Here is an 18,392-nt window from a genome sequence, read left to right as displayed (position 1 = left end):
ACTGTGAGTTTGGCACCTTCCTGGGCCCCGGGAAGGTGCCAAACTCACAGTTCGGCGAGGGGGGTGAGGCGAAAATTAGCTAGTCGAACCAGAGGGCCAGTTCGGCGGTGGCGGACTCGGGCGAGTCGGAACCGTGCACGAGGTTCTGCTGCACCTTGACGCCCCAGTCCCGGCCGAGGTCGCCGCGGATGGTGCCGGGCGCGGCGGTGGTGGGATCCGTCGTGCCGGCCAGGGCGCGGAAGCCCTCGATCACCCGGTTGCCGGCGATGCGGAAGGCGACGATGGGGCCGCTCTCCATGAACTCGATCAGCGGCTCGTAGAACGGCTTGCCCTCGTGCTCGGCGTAGTGCTCGGCGAGCAGGCTGCGCTCGGCCTGCACCAGCTTCATGTCGACGAGCGAGTAGCCCTTCGCCTCGATCCGGCGCAGGATCTCGCCGGTGAGGTTGCGGGCAACGCCGTCCGGCTTGATCAATACGAGGGTTTCTTCGACCTGGGTGCTCATGCGATCTCCTTCTGGTGATCTAGTTTGGTGCCGATGATCATGCAGTATGCCCACATGGCGGCGAACATTGCTCCGACAAAAAACATTGCCGGGTTGAGGAATCCGGTGGCGACGAGGCCCGCCTGGAGGACCCAGCCGAGCGGGTAGGCCCAGTTGTGGCGCAACAGGGCGATCAGGGCGACCATCGCGAGGCAGAGTGCCGCTCCCCCGCCCAGCGCGACGGCCGGCGGCAGTTGCCCCAGGCCGAACATGACGAGCGCGGCGAGTCCGACGACGAAGACTTCGAAACCCAGCACGATCGAGGCCAGGGTGCGCCTGACCGACCGGGGCCCGGCCTCTCGGGCCGAGCGGGCGGCGCGGGCCGCGCTCACTGTTTCATCCATTCCCGGGCGTCCGCGAGGGCGAGGGCCTCGCCGACGAGGGTGATCGAACCGGTCACGATGACGGCGCGGCGCGGCGCCTCCCCGGCCCACTCCCGGGCGCCGTCGAGCGCCGAGGTGAGGTCGTCGAACCGGAAGGTGACGTCGTCGCCCGCCCAGTCGGCGACCTTGTCGGCGAGGTCGTCCACGCCCACGGCGCGCTCCGAATGCGAGCGGGTCACGTGGAAGCGGGCCACCTGGGGGCGCAGGGCTTCGATGATGCCGTGCGCGTCCTTGTCGGCCAGGATGCCGACCACGGCAACGATCTCGTCGAAGTCGAAGTAGGCCTCGAGCGCAGCGGCGAGCGCCGTCGCGCCGTGCGGGTTGTGCGCCGCGTCGACCAGGACGGTGGGCTCGACGCCCGCCAGCTGCAGCCGGCCGGGCGACGTGGCCGTGGCCAGCCCCTCGGCCACGAGGTCGTTCACGAGCGGCCGCGTGCCCGCCCCGAGGAACGATTCGACGGCGGCGATGGCGACGGCGGCGTTCTGGGCCTGGTGGGTGCCGTACATCGGCAGGAAGAGGTCCGTGTAGGTGTCGGCCAGGCCGCGCACCGAGATGAGCTGCCCGCCGACGGCCACCTGGCTGCTGAGCAGCGCGAACTCCGCGCCCTCGCCGGCCAGCGTCGATTCGGTGAGTTCGACGGCCCGCTCGAGCTCGGCCTGCGCCTCGTCGCCCTGCTTCGCCGTGACGACGTTGGCAGCCGGCTTGATGATCCCGGACTTCGTGCGGGCGATCTCGGCGACGGTGCCGCCGAGGCGCGCGGTGTGGTCGAGCGCAATCGGCGTGAACACGGCCACCTGGCCGAAGGCGACGTTGGTGGAATCCCACTCGCCGCCCATTCCGACCTCGATCACCGCGACATCCACGGGCGCATCGGCGAAGCAGGCGAAGGCCAGCACTGTGAGCGCCTCGAAGAACGTCAGCGGCTCGTCGCCGTCGGTGACCAGTTCTGCGTCGACCATCTGCAGGTACGGCTGGATGTCGGCCCAGTTGGCGGCCAGGTCCTCGTCGCTGATCGGCTCGCCGTCGATCATGATGCGCTCGTTGAGCCGCACCAGGTGCGGGCTGGTGAGCAGGCCGGTGCGGAGTCCGTAGGCACGCAGGATGCTCTCCGCGATCCGGCTCGTGCTCGTCTTCCCGTTCGTGCCGGTGACGTGGATGATCGGATACGCGTTCTGCGGGTCGCCCAGCAACTCGACCGCGCGCCTGGTGGGCGCCAGTCGCGGCTGCGGGGCGGCTTCACCGACGCGTCCGAGCAGCGCCGTGAGCACGGCATCCCCGGCTTCGCGCCAGGCGCCGTCGGCGTCGTCGTTTCGGTCAGAGTTGCGGTCAGGCATGGGTGAGTCCCTTCTCCCGGGCGACGGCCACGAGCACGAGGCCACGATTGGCGTAGCGCCCTGCGTCGAAGCGCGCATAGTGTTCGACCGGCGCCCCCGTGAGGCCTTCGAGCCACTCGGAGGGAAGGGTGCCGGCGTCGGCGGATGTTGCCCGGTGCGTCGCAAGCCGGGTGGCCAGGGTCTCCCCCGCCACGTCGACTCCCGAAGCCAGCCCGAAGGATGCGGCGTCGTGCTCGTCGGAGAACACGAGGTCGAGGCGGATGCGGTCGCTCACCTGGAACCCGGCGGACTTCCGGGTGTCCTGAACGGCCCGGATGATGTCGCGCGCGAATCCTTCCGCGTCGAGTTCGGGGGTCGTCGCCGTGTCGAGCAGCGCGAAGCCGCCGCCCGCGAGCAGGGCGAGGGCGGTGTCGCCGGAGCCTTCGCCCGACGCGCCGGCCGCCAGTGCCAGCTCGTATTCCCCGGCCACCAGTTCGATTCCGCCGGCCGTGACGGTGCCGTCGGTCTCACTCCAGTCGCCCGCGCGGGCGGCTTGGATGACCTGCTGCACGCGCTTGCCGAGGCGCGGTCCGGCCGCCCGGGAGTTGACGGTGAGCTTCGAGGTGATCCCGTAGGCGCCGGCGCTGTCGTCGGCGAGTTCGACCAGGCTGATCGACTTCACGTTCAGTTCGTCGCGCAGGATTCCCTCGTAGGCGGCCAGTGCGGCCGTGTTCGAGGTGACCACGGTCAGGTTCGCCAGCGGCAAGCGCACGCGCAGCCCCGCCTGCTTGCGCAGGGAGAGCACCGTGGAGCTGATCGCCCGCACCTGGTCCATCACGGCGACCAGTTCGTGGTCGGCCGGGAAGGATGCGGCATCCGGCCAGTCTTCGAGGTGGACGCTGCGCCCCCCGGTGAGCCCCTGCCAGACGCGCTCGGACACGAGCGGCAGCAGGGGTGCGGCGACGCGGGTGACCGTCTCGAGCACGGTGAAGAGCGTGTCGAACGCGTCGTTCGCGCTGGTCGTGGTGGTCGTGCCTGTCGAGACCGCCCCGCCCGGAACCGACGCGCCCGCCCAGAACCGGTCGCGCGAGCGCCGCACGTACCAGTTCGTCAGCACGTCGGTGAAGTCGCGCAGCGTGGCCGCGGCCTGCGTGCTGTCCAGCGCCTCGAGGTCGGCCGTGACCTGCTCGACCAGGTCGCGGGTCTTCGCCAGCAGGTACCGGTCGAGCACATCGGTGGAATCCGTGCGCCAGGTCGCCTCGTAGCCGTCCGGCCCGGACGCATTGGCGTAGAGGGAGAAGAAGTACCAGGTGTTCCACAGCGGCAGCATCACCTGGCGCACGCCCTCGCGGATGCCCTCTTCCGTGACGACGAGGTTGCCGCCGCGCAGAACCGACGAGCTCATCAGGAACCAGCGCATGGCATCCGAGCCGTCCCGGTCGAACACCTCGTTCACGTCGGGATAGTTGCGCAGCGACTTGGACATTTTCTGGCCGTCATTGCCGAGCACGATGCCGTGACTGACGACGTTCTTGAAGGCCGGGCGGTCGAACAGCGCGGTCGAGAGCACGTGCAGGGTGTAGAACCAGCCGCGGGTCTGCCCGATGTACTCGACGATGAAGTCGGCCGGGTTGTGGCTGTCGAACCAGTCCGCGTTTTCGAACGGATAGTGCACCTGGGCGAACGGCATCGAACCGGAGTCGAACCAGACATCGAGCACGTCGGAGATGCGGCGCATGGTCGACTGCCCGGTCGGGTCGTCCGGGTTCGGCCGGGTCAGCGCGTCGATGTACGGACGGTGCAGGTCGGTCGGGCGCACGCCGAAGTCGGCCTCGAGCTCGTCGAGCGAGCCGTAGACGTCGATCCGCGGGTAGTCGGGGTTGTCGCTCTTCCAGACCGGGATGGGCGAACCCCAGTACCGGTTGCGGCTGATCGACCAGTCACGGGCGTTGCCGATCCACTTGCCGAACTGGCCGTCCTTGACGTTCTCGGGCACCCAGTTGATGTCCTGGTTGAGCGTTTCCATCCGGTCACGGAACTCGGTGACGCGCACGAACCAGCTCGACACCGCCTTGTAGATCAGCGGGTTGCGGCAGCGCCAGCAGTGCGGGTACGAGTGCTCGTAGCTGGCCTGGCGGATCAGTCGCCCCTCGGCCTTGAGCATCTGGGTCAGCGGCTTGTTGGCGTCGGACCAGAGCAACCCAGCCACCTCGGTGACGGCCGGCAGGAACTTTCCGCCGTCGTCGAGGGAGATGATCACCGGGATGCCGGCGGCCTCGCAGATCTTCTGGTCCTCCTCGCCGTAGGCGGGCGCCTGGTGCACGATGCCGGTGCCGTCGGAGGTGGTGACGTAGTCGGCGACGAGGATGCGCCAGGCGTTCCGGGTGCCCCAGGTCTCGGCATCCGCATAGTGGTCGAAGAGGCGGTCGTAGCTGACGCCCTCGAGGTCGCGGCCGAGAACGGTGCGGGAGATCGCGGCGGATGCCTCCTCCGCGGTGTCGTAGCCGAGGTCCTTCGCGTAGCTACCGACGAGGTCGATCGCCAGCAGGTATTCGCCGCCGAGCACCTCGGTGGGCGTGGCGGCGTGCGGCACGGAGGCGTCCTCGCGCACGACGGTGGCATCCGGGGTTCCGTTCGGGCCGGCCGGCACCACGGCGTAGGTGATCGTCGGGCCCACGGCGAGGGCGAGGTTGGTGGGCAGGGTCCACGGGGTCGTCGTCCAGGCCAGGGCGCGCACGGCCGTGAGGCCGAGGCTCTCCGCCTTCGCGCCGACGAGCGGGAAGGTCACCGTGACGGTCTGGTCCTGGCGCATCTTGTAGACGTCGTCGTCCATACGCAGCTCGTGGTTCGACAGCGGCGTCTGGTCGCGCCAGCAGTAGGGCAGCACGCGGTAGCCCTCATAGGCCAGGCCCTTGTCGTGCAGGCGCTTGAAGGCCCAGATGACCGACTCCATGAAGGTGATGTCGAGGGTCTTGTAGTCGTTCTCGAAGTCGACCCAGCGGGCCTGGCGGGTGACGTACTTCTGCCAGTCGCCGGTGTACTCGAGCACGGAGTCGCGGGCGACCTTGTTGAAGGCCGCGATGCCCATCTTGTCAATTTCGCTCTTGTCGGTGATGCCGAGCTTCCGCTCGGCCTCGAGCTCGGCGGGCAGGCCGTGCGTGTCCCAGCCGAAACGGCGGTGCACCTGCTTGCCGCGCATGGTCTGGAAGCGCGGGAAGAGGTCCTTCGCGTACCCGGTCAGCAGGTGGCCGTAGTGGGGCAGGCCGTTCGCGAAGGGCGGGCCGTCGTAGAAGACCCACTCGGGGGCATCCGCTCGGTTGTCGATCGACGCCTGGAAGGTGCCGTCGGCCTCCCAGAACGCGAGCACCTCGGTCTCGATCTGCGGGAAGCTCGGCGACGGGACGACGCCGGCCGCCTGCTCGCGGCGGTGGCCGCTCGGTTCGCTTCCGGGTGCGTTCCGGCCGCTGGTGTTCTGACCCTTGGGGTACGTCATGCTTCTCCTGGACGAGGCGAGGTTACGGAAAATATTGCCTGTTCCACGAGGACGCCGGACCCTGGACAGGTCCACCGCGGTACCACCTCGCTTGCCGCCCCGGGTTTCACCTGGGCGACCGCTTGTTCAGAGGCTGTGACGGGCCCGACCCGTTCGGTTCTACCCGGCCGCGCACCCGAGGGTGGCCGCCGCTCTTCCGAAGACTCACCGGTGATGGCCGGATCACAGTCGTTGGGACAATTCTACCCTGCGCCCAGCGCGTCACGGTATCCGGCGCAGGCGGGCGCGATGCCCGCGTCCACGTACGGGGCCAGGTTTCCCCGGGACACCCCGGCGGCCGCCCACACGCCCGCGGCGGCGACCGCGGCCGCCAGCACCGCCATCGCGAAGCACCGGCCGGCGAGGTCGCGGCCTGCCTCGGCGTCTGAACCGGCGCGCTCGGCGACGAAGCGCGAGACGAGGTCGGCCTGCTTCATCATCCGGGAGAGACCGGATGCCTCCAGCACGCCGCGGGTTCCCATCAGGTCCGCCTGGGTGAGCGCCCACGGCACCCGGCCCGGCCCGAACCCGGCCGCCACCTGGTGCAGGGCGTGTCGCACGGCATCCGTTACGCCGAGCCCGTACGGGCAGTCGGCCAGCGCCCGCGGCAGCTCGGCGAGGCCGGCGTCGACGTCGGCCCAGAGCAGGTCGCTCTTGGCCGGGAAGTAGTTGAAGAAGGTGTTGCGGCTCACGCCGGCGCGCCGGGTGATGTCTTCGACAGTGGTTCCTGCGTACCCCTGCTCGAGGAACAGCTCGGCTGCGGCCTCTTCGAGCATGGCCCGGGACGACCCGCGGGGGCGCCCCGCCCTGGCCGGTGTCCTCTCGGTGCGTGCCCCCTCGGTGCGCGTGCTCTCGGTGCGTGCCCCCTCGGTGCGCGTGCTCTCGGTGCGCGTTCGATCCGGCATGCTGCTCCCGTGCTCTACGATTGGACTCGGTCCAATTCATTTGTGTACCGCGTCCAACAATTGCACACTCCGCCGCCAGCCGGCCGGGAAAAGAGAACAACGCACATGAACACCCCCGCGCCCACCCGCCGCGCACTGGTCGCCGTTGCCGCCCTGGCCGTCGCCGGGCTCGTGCTGACCGGCTGCACCGCCGAACCCGACGCCCCCGCGAGCGGCAAGCCCGTTGTCGGCGGCACCCTCACCTACGCCTCCGGTGACGCGGAACCCGACTGCCTCGACCCGCACGTCGGCGGCAACTACCCGCAGGCGCTCACCGGCACCCAGTTCCTCGAGTCGCTGGTCTCCCGCGACAAGAGCGGCGCCATCATCCCGTGGCTGGCCAGCGAATGGTCGGAAAGCGACGACGGCCTGGCCTGGGAGTTCACGCTCAGGGACGACGTCTATTTCAGCGACGGATCCCCCTTCGACGCGGCCGCCGTGCAGGCGAACATCGCCCACCTCCAGGACCCGGCAACCGGCTCCTCCACCGGGTACCTCGCGCTGCAGAAGGTCACCGGCACCGAGGCGGTCTCGCCCACCGTCATCCGCCTCACCCTGGCCGAACCCGACAGCGCCCTGCTGGAATCCCTCTCCCAGCCGTGGCTGGCGATGGAATCCGCCGAAGGCCTCGCGCGCGGCATGGAAGAGAACTGCGCCGCACCGGTCGGTACCGGCCCGTTCGTGATCAAGGACTGGGTGAAGCAGGACTCGATCACCCTCGTGCGCAATGACACCTATAACTCCCCGCCCGCCGACGCCGAGCACGAGGGTCCCGCCTACCTCGAGAAGATCGTCTGGCGGTTCATCCCCGAGTCGGCGTCCCGCTACGCGGCGCTCCAGGCCGGCGAGGTCGACGTGATCGACAACGCCCAGCCGGACACGATCGTGCAGGCCGACAAGGGCGACTCGATCCAGCACCTCGACGCACCCCGGCCCGGGGCAGCCAACCGGATCGAACTCAACTCCGGCACTGGACCGTTCACCGACCCGAAGGTTCGGGAGGCGTTCATCCGTTCGGCCAACATCGGCGACGGCGTCGCGAGTCTCTTCCAGGGCACCGCGAAGCGCTCCTCCTCGGCACTCTCCAGCGCCGAGGCCCTCGCCGTGTCGCGGCCGGAGCTCTTCGAGTACGACCCGAAGGCCGCGGGCAAGCTGCTCGACTCGGCCGGCTGGAGCGAGACGGATGCCGACGGCTACCGCACCAGGGACGGCAAGCGCCTGACCGTGTTCTTCCCGGTCAGCACGAACCAGTCCATCCCGGCCGAACAGTCGCTCTTCGAGCAGATCCAGGCGACCGCGAAGGAGACCGGCTTCGAGGTCAAGCTCACCCCGATGGACCTGTCCAGCTGGTACGGCGCCCTGGGCAGCGGCGACTATGACGCCGTGAGCGCGCCCTACACCAAGGTGGGACCCGACGTGCTGCGCATCCTCTACCACTCGGACGGCATCACCCCGGCGCCCAGCGGCTACTTCGCCAACCACGCACAGGTCAACGACCCCAAACTGGACGAGCTGCTCACCGAGGCCGGCCGCGAGTCGGACGCCGACAAGCGCAAGGCGCTCTACACCGAGGCGCAGGACCGCATCCTCGAGGGGTTCTACGTGCTGCCGCTCTACGACCAGCAGAACCACTACCTGCTGGGAGCCGACGTCGAGGGCGCCCGCGCGCTGCCGACCGTCTCCACTCCCACGTTCTACGACGCGTGGCTGAGCCGGTAAGGCGCACTCCCGCCCTCCGGCGCCTGGCCGCGCGGTTGGCCGGCGCCGTGTTCGTGCTCTGGGCCGTGGCGACGCTCACCTTCTTCGCCGTCCGGCTGATCCCCGGCGACCCCGCGGAGGCCATCCTCGGCGGCCCGGGGTCGCAGGCGTCGGCGGAGGCGCTGGCGAGTGTGCGCGCCGAATACGGTCTCGACCAGCCGATCCTCATGCAGTACCTGGCGCAACTCGGGCGGCTGGCCGGCGGCGACCTCGGCCGTTCCTATGCCCTCAAGCTCGATGTCGGACCGCTCGTGCTCAGCCAGCTCGGTGGCACGCTCGTGCTGGCCGGGCTCGCCCTGGCGCTGGCCTGGATCATCGCCCTCGGCCTGGCCACCTGGTCGACCCGGGGCGGCCGGATCGCCGCACGGGTGGGCTCCGGCCTCGAAATCGTCGCGGCGTCCCTGCCCCATTTCTGGCTCGCCACCGCCCTGATCGTGCTGTTCAGCATCTGGCTCGGCGTGCTGCCGCCGATCAGCACCCCCGGCCCCGCCGGGCTCGTGCTGCCCGTGCTCACCCTCGCGCTGCCGCTGGCCGGGTTCCTCGGCCAGATCATCCGCGAGCCCCTGCTCACCGCCCTCGAGTCGCCTTTCGTGCTCTCCGCCCTCGCCCGGGGCGAAAGCGCCCGGGGTGTGCGCTGGAACCACGCCATCCGGCACGCCGCGATTCCCGCGATCAGCCTGTCCGGCTGGGCGTTCGGCTCTCTGATCAGCGGCGCCGTGGTGGTGGAGACCGTCTTCGCCCGGCCCGGCCTCGGCCGCACCCTGCTGAACGCGGTGACCGTTCGCGACGTGCCGGTGGTCATCGGCGTGGTCATGGTCGTCGCGGTCGCCTACATCCTGATGACACTCCTGACCGATGTGGCCACGCGCATCGCCGACCCGCGGGTGAGGGCACGGTGAGCGACCTCGAGCTCCAGGCGGAGCTCGGCCTCGGCGCCCGGCGGCAGGGCGCGGCCCGTCGCCCGCGCCGGATCGGCGTGGCGGAGGGCCTGGCCGGCGCGGTGGCCCTGTTCCTCGTGCTCTCCGCCGTGGTGCCCCAGTTCCTCGCCCCCGGCAATCCGCTCGCCATCGACCCGCTCCAGGCGTTCCAGCCGCCGTCCCTGCCGCACTGGTTCGGCACCGACGAGTCCGGGCGCGACCTGTACACCCGGGTCGTGCACGGCACCGGCAACTCCCTGCTGATCGGCGTGCTGGCCACGACGATCGGCCTCGGGCTCGGCGTGCTGCTCGGCACCCTCGCCGGCATGCTCGGCGGCTTCGTCGACTTCACGGTGAACCGTGTGCTCGAGGTCTTGTTCGCCTTTCCCGGGCTGCTGCTGGCGCTCCTGGTCATCCTGATCTACGGCCCGGGGGTGGCCACGGCCACCATCGCCGTCGGCCTCTCCACCGCGCCGGGCTATGCCCGCATCATCCGCGCCCAGCTCGTTCAGGTGCGCTCCTCCGCCTTCGTCGAGGCCGCCACCGTGCAGGGGCTCACGCCGTGGCGCATCCTGGCCCGGCACATCCTGCCCAACACCCTCGCCCCCCTGCTCGTGCTCGCCACCCTCGGCGTCGGCCAGGCGATCGTCTGGGCGACCGCGCTCAGCTACCTGGGCCTCGGCGCGCAGCCGCCGGCCGCGGAATGGGGCGCGATGCTCTCCGCGGGTCGCACCTACATCACCTCGGCCTGGTGGATGAGCTTCTTCCCGGGCCTGTTCATCGTGCTGACCGCCGTGACCGCGACCTCGCTCGGCCGGGCCATCGAACGACGGATGCGGCACGCATGAGCCCGCAGCCGATGATTCCCGCGGCCGGCCCGGCCCGCTCGCCCGCCCTGCGCGTGCGGAACCTCAGCGTCGGCTTCGGCCGTTCCGGGGCGGAACCCGTCGTGTCCGGCATCTCTTTCGAGGTCGCGGCCGGCGAATGCCTGGCCATCGTCGGCGAATCGGGGTCGGGCAAGTCCGTCACGGCACGCACCCTGCTGGGCCTCGCCGGCGCCGACGCGCGGGTGCAGGCCGACGAAATGTCGATTGCCGGAGCGTCGGTGCTGGCGTTGTCGGAGGCGGCCTGGCGCCGCCGGCGCGGACAAGACGTCGGGCTGGTGCTGCAGGATGCCCTCTCCTCGCTCGACCCGCTGCGGCCGGTCGGCCGGGAAATCGCCGACTCGCTCCGCCTGCACACGACCCTCGCGCCGGCCGAGCGATCCCGCCGCGTGCTCGAACTGCTGGACTCCGTCGGCCTGCCGGACGGTGAGCTGCGAAGCCGGCAGCGGTCCGGCGAGCTCTCCGGCGGCCAGCGGCAGCGGGCGCTGATCGCCTCGGCCATCGCGCTCGACCCACCCCTGCTCATTGCCGACGAGCCCACGACCGCGCTCGACGTCACGGTGCAGGCGCAGATCCTCGAACTGCTCGAGCGGATCAAACGCAGCGGCACCGCGCTCATCCTGATCAGCCACGACCTCGCCGTCGTCAGCCGGATCGCCGATCGGGTGGCGGTGATGAGCAACGGGCGCATCGTCGAGACCGGGCCGACCCACGAGGTTCTCGGCCGCCCCCGCCACGCCGAGACCCGGGCGATGGTCGCCGCTGTTCCGGCCGGCAAGCCCCGCGGCACGCTGCTCGCGGCGCCGAGGGCGGCCGGGCCCGCGGCGCCTGCGACGGCTGCGGCAGCGGCAGCGGCTGCGAGTGCGGCGACGAGTGCGGCGACGGCGACGCCGCGACCGGCACGTGCCGCGGCTCCCGACATCGGCCCGGCCATCGTGCTCGAGGCGACCGGCCTGACGAAGGGGTTCCGCATGCCGGGCGGCACGCGGTTGCTCGCCGTCGACGACGTCTCGTTCCGGCTCGAGCGCGGCACGACGCTCGGCATCGTCGGAGAATCCGGCTCCGGCAAGACCACGACCGCGCGCCTCGTGCTGGCGCTCAGCGCCCCGGACCACGGCGAGGTGCGGGTGCTCGGCCGGCCCTGGAGCTCGGTGTCAGAGCAGGACAGGCGACCGCTCCGCACCTCGGTCGGCGCCATCTACCAGGATGCCCTCGGCTCCTTCGACCCACGGCTGAGCGTCCGCGACATCCTGCGCCACGCCGTCGCCCTCGACGGTCCGCGCCGGCCCGGCACCGGCCGGCCCGCCCTGTTCGGCGCCCACAATGGGGAAGCCCAGGCACGGGTGGCCGAGTTGCTCGACCGGGTGCGGCTGTCCCCCGCACTGCTCGACCGCAGACCACTGGAGCTCTCCGGCGGCCAGCGTCAGCGGGTGGGAATCGCGCGCGCCCTCGCCTCCCGGCCGCAGATCCTGGTCTGCGACGAGCCGGTCTCCGCCCTCGATGTGGGCGTGCAGGCGCAGGTCCTCGACCTGCTCGACGAGCTCCAGCGCGAGCTGGCGCTCAGCCTGCTGTTCATCTCGCACGACCTCGGGGTGGTGCAGCACGTCAGCGACCGGGTCGCGGTGATGAACGAGGGCCGGATCGTGGAGCAGGCGGACGCGCCGAGCGTCTTCGCCTCCCCCACGCATCCGTACACCCGCCGCCTCCTCGCCGCCGTCCCCCGCCTCCCCTGACTTTCTTCCCGCGAAACCGCAGTCGTGCGCGTTATTCGTGCCGTTTAGCGCGCACAACTGCGGTTTCGCGGGGGTGGGATGGGCTTAGATTGGAGGACTGGGAACGTCCCAGCTTTTGAGGCACTTCACCATCGACACGGTGCCGCACAGATCGAATCGGAGAACCATGACCGCCGCCAGCGTTCCGGACAAGCCTGCCCTCGAAGGGCTCGAAGCAAAATGGGGCGGCAGCTGGGAAGAGGCCGGCACCTACCGCTTCGACCGGTCGTCTTCGACCCGCGAGAACATCTACTCGATCGACACCCCGCCGCCGACCGCCTCCGGGTCGCTGCACATCGGCCACGTCTTCTCGTACACACACACGGATGTCATCGCCCGGTTCCAGCGCATGCGGGGCAAGAGCGTCTTCTACCCGATGGGCTGGGACGACAACGGCCTGCCCACCGAACGGCGCGTGCAGAACTACTACGGCGTGCGCTGCGACCCCTCGCTGCACTACAGCCCCGACTTCGTCGCCCCCTTCGAGGGCGGCGACGGCAAGAGCACCAAGGCCGCCGACCAACTGCCGATCAGTCGCCGCAACTTCATCGAGCTGTGCGAGCGACTCACGATCGAAGACGAGAAGCAGTTCGAGGCGCTCTGGCGCACCCTCGGCCTGAGCGTTGACTGGACCCAGACCTACCGAACGATCGGCCCGGACTCGCTGGTCACCTCGCAGTCGGCGTTCCTCGGCAACGTCGAGCGCGGCGAGGCCTACCAGGCTATGGCGCCCACGCTCTGGGATGTCACCTTCCGCACGGCCGTCGCCCAGGCCGAGCTCGAGGACAAGGAGGTGCCGGCCGCGTACCACCGGGTCTCCTTCCTGAAGCCGGATGGCTCCACCATCGAGATCGAGACCACGCGCCCCGAGCTCCTCCCGGCCTGCGTCGCCCTGGTGGCGCATCCGGATGACGAGCGCTACAAGCACTTGTTCGGCACGAGCGTGCGCACCCCGCTCTTCGACGTCGAGGTGCCCGTTCTCGCGCACCACCTCGCGCAGAAGGACAAGGGCAGCGGAATCGCGATGATCTGCACCTTCGGCGACGTCACCGACGTCGTCTGGTGGCGCGAACTCGACCTGCCCAACCGGGCCATCATGGGCTTCGACGGCCGGATCATCGCCGAGGTTCCCGAGGCCATCGTCTCCGAAGCGGGCCAGGCCGCGTACGCGCAGCTCGCCGGCAAGACCGTGTTCTCGGCCAAGCAGGCCGTCGTCGAGCTGCTCCGCGCGAGCGGCGACCTCATCGGCGAACCCAAGCCGATCGTGCACGCGGTCAAGTTCTTCGAGAAGGGCGACAAGCCCCTCGAGATCGTCTCAACCCGCCAGTGGTACATCCGCAACGGCGCCCGCGACGAGAAGCTCCGGGCACGCCTGCTCTCCCACGGCAACGACCTCGAATGGCACCCCGAATTCATGCGGGTGCGCTACGAAAACTGGGTCAACGGCCTCACCGGCGACTGGCTCATCTCCCGGCAGCGCTTCTTCGGCGTCCCCCTCCCGGTCTGGTACCCGCTGGATGCCGAAGCGAACCCGGTCTTCGACGCCCCGATCCTCGCCACCCGCGAGATGCTCCCGGTCGACCCATCCTCCGAGACCGCCCCCGGCTACGCGGCCGACCAGCGCGGCCAGGCCGGCGGTTTCGTCGGCGAGGTCGACGTGATGGACACCTGGGCCACCTCGTCGCTCACGCCGCAACTGGCCGGCGGCTGGGAGCGCGACCCCGAGCTGTTCGACCTGGTCTACCCGTTCTCACTGCGCCCGCAGGGCCAGGACATCATCCGCACCTGGCTCTTCTCCACCCTGCTGCGCTCCGAGCTCGAGCACGGGATGTCGCCGTGGAAGCACGCCGCGCTGTCCGGCTTCATCGTCGACCCCGACCGCAAGAAGATGTCCAAGTCCAAGGGCAACGTGGTCACCCCGGCCGGGATGCTCGAGCAGCACGGCTCGGACGCGGTGCGCTACTGGGCGGCATCCTCAAGGCTCGGCACCGATGCCGCGTTCGACCCGATGAACCCGACCCAGATCAAGATCGGCCGCCGCCTGGCGATCAAGATCCTGAACGCGTCCAAGTTCATTCTCAGCTTCGAGGGCGCGGCCGACGCACCGGTGACCGAACCGATCGACCGGAGCATGCTCGCCGGCCTGGCCGCCGTCGTCACCCAGTCGAGCACCGCGTTCGACAACTACGACCACGCGAGAGCGCTGGAGACCAGCGAGAGCTTCTTCTGGACCTTCTGCGACGACTACCTCGAGCTGGTCAAGGAACGCGCCTACGGCGAGACGGGCCCGGCCCAGGCCTCGGCCGTCGCCGCCCTCCGCACGGCCCTGTCGACGCTGCTGCGACTGTTCGCCCCGTTTGTGCCCTTCGCCACCGAGGAGGCCTGGTCCTGGTCCAACGACGGCTCGGTTCACCGGGCATCCTGGCCGACCGCCGGCGAGCTCGCCACGCCCGAGGCGGGCGATCCCGCCCTGCTCGATCTGGCCAGCCGAGCCCTCACCGGAATCCGGCGCGCGAAGACCGATGCGAAGGCTTCGCAGAAAACTGCCGTTTCATCTGCTGTAATTAGTGGAATCGCCTCGCACGTCGGGCTGCTCACGCAGGCCGCCGCTGATCTTCAAGCGGTGGGGCGCATTGCGGAGTTGACGTTTGTGGAAGGCAGCGAATTGGCTGTCACTAGTATCGTGCTTGCCACGGTGTCAGAAAGTTAAGGAGAACCGGATGTCTGTTCAGGTACGACCGCTTGGCGACAAGGATTTCTTTTCCTGGCTGGGACTCTTCGAGGGGTACAGCGAGTTCTACAAGAGCGAGCTGACTGACGAAAAGGCCCTGCGCGTGTGGAGCTGGATCATCGACAAGGGCCACGACCTGACGGGCGCCGTCGCCCTCAACGACGAGGGCGAGTTCATCGGTTTCGCCCACTACCGCGCCTACCCTCGCACGCTGACCGCAGACCGGGGCCTGTTCCTCGACGATCTCTTCGTGGTCTCCGGCAAGCGCGGAGCCGGCGTGGGTAAGGCCCTGATCGAATTCTCGAAGACCTACGCCGGCGAGCACCACCTCAAGCAACTGCAGTGGCTCACCGCAGCGGACAACAAGTCCGCGCAGAAGCTCTACGACGAGGTCGCCACCCGCACAAGCTGGGTCACCTACGAGATCGAGCTCTAGGCCGGCTCATGCAACTTGGAACACGCTGGTCCGTCGGCGCCCCTGTGCCCTCCGGCCTCCCCCACGTCGTGGAAATCGCCGTCAAGGCGGTCGAGGATGAACTCGTCGCGGTCGGCGAGGACACCGGGACCTGGCGCTGGACGCTGACCTGGCTGGAGAGCAAGCCCGTGATCGAGCTCGACGACGGCACGGTCATCCGGTACAACCCGGGGGAAGACAGCGCCACCATCACCCAGCCCGTCGGCCCCGTCGAAGACGACGAGGACTGGATCTAGCACTTTCGAATACCGGGACGCAGCCGTGGCACCCAGGGCGCCCATGAGGCCGATCAGCATGACCATGCTGTCCATGAGTGTGCCCTTTCCCCGGCGACGTCCCTGCCCGCACGTTATCGCACGGTGCCGTCCCACCGCCAGAGCGCCGCGACACCGAGTCCGCCGGCAATGCTCACGGCCGACAGCGACAGCTCGCCTGCCCGGCCGGATGCCCGGCCCTGCGTGAGGAGCCTGAGCACGAGCAGGGCGCCGCTCGCGCCGAAGGGGTGCCCCACGGCCAGCGCGCCGCCCTGGAAATTGGCGCGCTCCTCCGGGATGCCGAGGATGTCCATCGAGGCGAGCACCTGGGCCGCGAATGCCTCGTTGAATTCGATCCGGGCCAGGTCCGCACTCGCGACATTCTGCCGGTCCAGGACGAGCCGGGCGGCTTCGGCGCCGGCGATGCCGAGGTGGTTCGGGTCCGTGCCGGTCACCGCCGAGTCGACGAAGCGAAGGTAGCCGGTCAGCCCGAGGCTGTCGGCGACCCTCCGGCTGGTGACCAGCACCACGACGGCGCCGTCGGCATCGGCGCAGGAGTTGCCGGCGGTCACGGTGCCGCCCGGCCGGAATACGGGCGGGAATCGGCGCAGCAGCTCCGCCGTGAGCGAGCGCCGGGGACCCTCGTCGGCCCGGACCAGGCCGGCTTCCCCGCGCACCGGAACGATCTCACCGGCCAGGGCGCCGCTGTCCTGGGCGACGACGGCCAGCCGGTGGCTGCGCAGCGCGAACGCGTCCTGGCGCTCCCGGGTGATGCCGAACCGGTCGGCGACGTTCTCGGCGGCGGCGCCCATGTCGGGGTCGCCCACCTCGTCGGGAGAAAAGCGCACCCGATCGAAGAAATCCGGATGCCCCGGCGTCGAGGTCAGCCGGTGCGCACGCAGCGGCGCCGTGCTGCAGCTCTCCACGCCGCCGGCCAGATAGGCACTGCCCGCGCCGGACGCCACGAGCCGGCAGGCCAGCACGATGGCCTCCAGCCCCGAGCCGCACTGCCGGTCGATGGTCATGCCGGGCACGCGGGACGGCAGCCCGGCCGCGAGGGCGGCCAGCCGGGCCACGTTGCCGCCCCCGCCCACCGCGTTGCCGATGATGACGTCGTCGATGTCGGCCGCCGGGATGCCGCCGGCGGCGACCACGGCCGAGAGCACGGGGGCGAGCAGTTCGTCGGCGAGGACGCTCCCGAAGGCGCCGTTCCGGCGTGCGAAAGCGGTGCGTCGGCCGAGCACGACCACCGGCTCCCGGTCCGCGCCGCTCGCGGCCGCGCCCGTGAGGGCCGCGCCCGTGAGGGCCGCGCCCGTGAGGGCCGCGCCGGTGAGGTTTCCAGCTGCGCGGGCGGCGCGCCGTTGCGCGGGCGGCGCATCACCCGCGTTGCGGCGTACTGCCCGCGCGTCGGTGTCGTGCACGCCGGCGGGCGCGCCGTCGCCGCCGCTACCGGAGAGGCCGGACACGGTCGTCCCCTTCCGCGATCCAGTCGCCGAGCATGCGGCGGCTGATCTTGCCGGCGGCCGTGACCGGCGCTTCGGCGAGGGAGAACCAGGCGCGGGGGCGCTTGGGCGCGGCGAGCAGGGACGCGGCGGCCGTTCGGAGGGCGGCAGCATCCGCCTCGTCGCCGCCGATCACGGCGCCCACCAGCCGGGCTCCCCGCTGTGGGTCCGGGATGCCCGTCACGATGATCGTGCGCACGCCGGGGACACCCCGCAGGGCCGCTTCCACCTCGTGCGGGTACACGTTGTGGCCGGAGGTGACGACCATGTCGGCGCGGCGGCCCAGGTGGTGCAGCACGGCATCCGCGTCCAGGAACCCCTGGTCGCCGACGGTGCACCAGTCGCCGTCCCGCTGGAAGGCCTCCCCGTCGTCTCCCCAGGCGTAACCGTCGCTGACCAGCGGGCTGCGCACGGAGATCGTGCCCGATTCCCCCTCGGGCAGCTCGCGGCCCTCGTCATCGCGAATGCGGATGCCGACGCCGGGGAGGGCGCGGCCGACGGCGGTGGCCGACGGATCGGGCTCGTCGCCGGGGAGGAGCGCCGAGGCGCTGACGAAGCTGAGCTCGGCGGCGCCGTAGTACTCGAAGACGGTCGCGTTCGGGGCCCAGCGTCGCACCAGGGCCAGGGTGGCGGCGTCCAGTTTCGCGCCAGCGCTGACGATACCGGTGAGTGTTGTTCCGTCTGCGCCGGCGGCGACGGCACGCTCGCTGATCAGGCGCAGGGCGGCCGGCGCCGACACGATCCGGGTGATCCTTCGGGCGGTGACGCAGGCGATGGCGGCTCCGACGTCAAAGCTCGGCAGGGCGAAGAACGCGGCCCCGGTGTGCAGGGATTCGGCCAGGGCGAAGAGGGTGAGGCTGGACGAGAGCGGCCCGGGGGCCAGCGTGCGGTCGGCACGGGTGAGGCCGAAGAACGCTGTGCCGTGGTCGAAGGAGCCCTGCCAGGACCGGCGGGAGCGGGTGAAGGCCTTGGGCAGGGAGGTCGTGCCGGAGGTGAAGCCGAGCAGGAAGACGGAGTCGGCGGGGCCGTCCGCGAGCTCGGTGGTGGAAGTACCGGCGTCGGCGGTACCGGTGTCGGCGGGCGGCGGCCCCGGGCGGAACTCACGCAGGCGCTCCTCGACGGCCGCGCGCTGGGCATCCGGCCACCCGGGATCCAGCACGGCGCAGACTCCGCTGCCGGCCACGGCGGCCGCGAAGCGCACGACGAACTCGGTCCCGTTGGGCAGGCAGAGTGCGGTGAGCGCCGGGTTCTCACCGGCGGCAGCGACGAGGGATGCCGCCCGGTCGCGCAGCTCGGCGAAGCTGAGGCGGACACCGGCCACCTCTACGGCGGTGGCGTCGGGCTGCACCCGCGCCCAGTATTCGAGCCGATCGACAAAGGGCATGG

General features: G+C 70.5%; 14 protein-coding genes. 7 read left to right on the top strand and 7 right to left on the bottom strand.

From position 1 onward, the window contains the following. Positions 1-79: 79 nt before the first annotated feature. From ndk to E3T54_RS05710, 5 genes are all read right to left on the bottom strand, one after another. Positions 80-502, bottom strand: a complete 423-nt coding sequence (ndk, locus tag E3T54_RS05730; RefSeq protein ID WP_092323823.1) for a nucleoside-diphosphate kinase — start codon at positions 500-502, stop codon at positions 80-82. Beyond that, positions 499-873, bottom strand: a complete 375-nt coding sequence (locus E3T54_RS05725; RefSeq protein WP_241977078.1) for a DUF4233 domain-containing protein — start codon at positions 871-873, stop codon at positions 499-501. Before E3T54_RS05725 ends, ndk begins: the two co-directional genes overlap by 4 nt. Next, positions 870-2,258 (bottom strand): folylpolyglutamate synthase/dihydrofolate synthase family protein, encoded by a 1,389-nt coding sequence (locus E3T54_RS05720; protein ID WP_134474935.1) that lies wholly within the window; start codon positions 2,256-2,258, stop codon positions 870-872. Before E3T54_RS05720 ends, E3T54_RS05725 begins: the two co-directional genes overlap by 4 nt. Beyond that, complete coding sequence (gene ileS / locus E3T54_RS05715; protein WP_134474934.1) at positions 2,251-5,730, bottom strand: isoleucine--tRNA ligase; 3,480 nt, start codon at positions 5,728-5,730, stop codon at positions 2,251-2,253. Before ileS ends, E3T54_RS05720 begins: the two co-directional genes overlap by 8 nt. Positions 5,731-5,972: 242 nt before the next feature. Then, positions 5,973-6,674, bottom strand: a complete 702-nt coding sequence (locus tag E3T54_RS05710) for a TetR family transcriptional regulator (RefSeq protein WP_134474933.1) — start codon at positions 6,672-6,674, stop codon at positions 5,973-5,975. A 105-nt stretch (positions 6,675-6,779) separates the two neighbouring features. Between E3T54_RS05710 and E3T54_RS05705 the strand changes: the two genes are divergently transcribed. The 7 genes from E3T54_RS05705 (at position 6,780) to E3T54_RS05675 (ending at position 15,486) form a co-directional block, all read left to right on the top strand. Further along, positions 6,780-8,432: an ABC transporter substrate-binding protein gene (locus E3T54_RS05705; protein WP_134474932.1), complete on the top strand. Its 1,653-nt coding sequence runs from the start codon at positions 6,780-6,782 to the stop codon at positions 8,430-8,432. Continuing rightward, the gene (locus E3T54_RS05700) at positions 8,417-9,370 is read left to right on the top strand and encodes an ABC transporter permease (RefSeq protein WP_134474931.1); all 954 of its coding nucleotides are present in this window, start codon (positions 8,417-8,419) and stop codon (positions 9,368-9,370) included. Before E3T54_RS05705 ends, E3T54_RS05700 begins: the two co-directional genes overlap by 16 nt. Further along, positions 9,367-10,236 (top strand): ABC transporter permease, encoded by an 870-nt coding sequence (locus tag E3T54_RS05695; RefSeq protein ID WP_134474930.1) that lies wholly within the window; start codon positions 9,367-9,369, stop codon positions 10,234-10,236. The genes E3T54_RS05700 and E3T54_RS05695 overlap by 4 nt, the downstream gene beginning before the upstream one ends. Next, positions 10,233-12,005, top strand: coding sequence for an ABC transporter ATP-binding protein (locus tag E3T54_RS05690; protein WP_241977077.1), 1,773 nt, complete (start codon positions 10,233-10,235; stop codon positions 12,003-12,005). Before E3T54_RS05695 ends, E3T54_RS05690 begins: the two co-directional genes overlap by 4 nt. 166 nt (positions 12,006-12,171) lie before the next feature. Then, complete coding sequence (gene valS, locus E3T54_RS05685; RefSeq protein ID WP_134474929.1) at positions 12,172-14,754, top strand: valine--tRNA ligase; 2,583 nt, start codon at positions 12,172-12,174, stop codon at positions 14,752-14,754. A gap of 10 nt (positions 14,755-14,764) precedes the next feature. Next, on the top strand, positions 14,765-15,211 hold the full coding sequence (locus E3T54_RS05680) for a GNAT family N-acetyltransferase (protein ID WP_134474928.1): 447 nt from the start codon (positions 14,765-14,767) through the stop codon (positions 15,209-15,211). 8 nt (positions 15,212-15,219) lie between these two features. After that, the gene (locus tag E3T54_RS05675; RefSeq protein ID WP_134474927.1) at positions 15,220-15,486 is read left to right on the top strand and encodes a hypothetical protein; all 267 of its coding nucleotides are present in this window, start codon (positions 15,220-15,222) and stop codon (positions 15,484-15,486) included. Between the two features lie 113 nt (positions 15,487-15,599). Here E3T54_RS05675 and E3T54_RS05670 read toward each other — a convergent pair whose 3' ends face one another. Continuing rightward, entirely contained in the window at positions 15,600-16,970 is a 1,371-nt protein-coding gene (locus E3T54_RS05670) for a thiolase family protein (RefSeq protein WP_241977076.1), read from the bottom strand. Next, positions 16,951-18,390 carry a class I adenylate-forming enzyme family protein gene (locus E3T54_RS05665; RefSeq protein WP_134474926.1) on the bottom strand — a complete coding sequence of 480 codons (1,440 nt, stop codon included), beginning with the start codon at positions 18,388-18,390 and terminating at the stop codon, positions 16,951-16,953. Before E3T54_RS05665 ends, E3T54_RS05670 begins: the two co-directional genes overlap by 20 nt. Between the last annotated feature and the right edge of the window lie 2 nt (positions 18,391-18,392).

Source organism: Cryobacterium sp. Sr8, assembly GCF_004403225.1.
Taxonomy (GTDB): Bacteria; Actinomycetota; Actinomycetes; order Actinomycetales; family Microbacteriaceae; genus Cryobacterium; species Cryobacterium psychrotolerans.
This window is presented reverse-complemented; position numbering and strand designations above follow the sequence as displayed.

Coding starts and splice junctions, on each gene's coding strand:
- ndk (WP_092323823.1), bottom strand. CDS start 502: ATGAGCACCCAGGTCGAAGAAACCCTCGTATTGATCAAGCCGGACGGC.
- E3T54_RS05720 (WP_134474935.1), bottom strand. CDS start 2,258: ATGCCTGACCGCAACTCTGACCGAAACGACGACGCCGACGGCGCCTGG.
- ileS (WP_134474934.1), bottom strand. CDS start 5,730: ATGACGTACCCCAAGGGTCAGAACACCAGCGGCCGGAACGCACCCGGA.
- E3T54_RS05710 (WP_134474933.1), bottom strand. CDS start 6,674: ATGCCGGATCGAACGCGCACCGAGAGCACGCGCACCGAGGGGGCACGC.
- E3T54_RS05705 (WP_134474932.1), top strand. CDS start 6,780: ATGAACACCCCCGCGCCCACCCGCCGCGCACTGGTCGCCGTTGCCGCC.
- E3T54_RS05690 (WP_241977077.1), top strand. CDS start 10,233: ATGAGCCCGCAGCCGATGATTCCCGCGGCCGGCCCGGCCCGCTCGCCC.
- valS (WP_134474929.1), top strand. CDS start 12,172: ATGACCGCCGCCAGCGTTCCGGACAAGCCTGCCCTCGAAGGGCTCGAA.
- E3T54_RS05680 (WP_134474928.1), top strand. CDS start 14,765: ATGTCTGTTCAGGTACGACCGCTTGGCGACAAGGATTTCTTTTCCTGG.
- E3T54_RS05675 (WP_134474927.1), top strand. CDS start 15,220: ATGCAACTTGGAACACGCTGGTCCGTCGGCGCCCCTGTGCCCTCCGGC.
- E3T54_RS05665 (WP_134474926.1), bottom strand. CDS start 18,390: ATGCCCTTTGTCGATCGGCTCGAATACTGGGCGCGGGTGCAGCCCGAC.